The sequence below is a fragment of the Vibrio sp. 03_296 genome (genome assembly GCF_002265885.1).
The window spans coordinates 1-1,152 of the sequence record NZ_NPKW01000572.1; the positions used below are offsets into that span (position 1 = coordinate 1).

The following is a 1,152-nucleotide window of genomic DNA, read 5'->3' on the forward strand; positions in this document are numbered from 1 at the left end:
CCCTGTTTTCGTCACCCATGTGTTATTGAGTAATGTCCAGCGATTCGCTGGCTTTTCTTTTCAATGTGATGCGCAATGAAAAGAGCGATAAGAGTCCTGCTTTTGCGAGCCATAGAGAAGGTGCTAACTTCTGTCTATTTTAAAATCACTCATGTCTTTTGTTCTCATTTTAGCTCACACCATATTGATATTAAGAAACTGGATGTGTGTGAAATGTGTTGGTTAGTTTAAAATTTGATATCAACATTTTGTAATAAAGAGAAATATTGTGTATATATCTGCCCACAATTACTCTCCATAACAAAAGTTTATAATGTCAGCACTTATTTCTAATTCAGCTCATGAAACTCTCCTGAAAGAGCACGAACAGCTCGTTTCTACTACTGATTTAAAAGGTGTGATCACCTATTGTAACGAGGCATTTTGCCGAATCGCCGAATTCAGTGAACAAGAACTGTTGGGTGAAAACCACAATATTGTGCGTCACAGTGATATGCCCAAAGCGGCATTTGGCGATATGTGGCAAAACCTAAAGCAAGGAAAGACTTGGCGAGGTATCGATGAAAATCGAACCAAGTCAGGTGGTTTTTACTGGGTTGATGCCTATGTGACGCCCATTTATGAAAATGGATGTGATGTCTGGCTACCAATCAGTGCGTGTTAAGCCAAAACGCGAATGGGTCGAGATAGCGTCCAAAGCCTATCACTCTTTACTGGATGCGGAGCGAAATGGCCGGCAGTGGTCACTCAAACTGAATGATTCACTTCGATACGCGATCTTGCTGGGTTCTATCTCGGCACCGGTGCTTGCGCAAATGCTGAGTTTGGACGGCACATATTCTGTTTTGGCCAACTTGATGCCTTTGACTACATTGGCACTGCTGTTTAGGCAAGAGTTAATTGATACACCTCAGCAGTTAAAGGCGCTACAAAGTAAATTTGATRGCGTGAGTCGTTTAATTTATTCCGGAAAAACCAGTTCTCTATCGCTAGATTTTCGATTTAAAAATGGCGTCGGCTCGCATTCGCACGGTCCTGGGGCGGATGACGGATTCTGCTAGACCTTTACAGCAATTAGCAGATGATTGAGTGCGACGACAGAGGAAGTGTCACAAGCGTTGGGTCAGCAGGCGTCGGATATTCGCCAAGTTC

At 43.0% G+C, this 1,152-nt stretch carries 1 pseudogene; it reads left to right on the forward strand.

The window, feature by feature from the left end:
- Positions 1–313 precede the first annotated feature (313 nt).
- Positions 314–1,152: pseudogene (locus CIK04_RS26255) on the forward strand (PAS domain-containing protein); the annotation flags it as partial.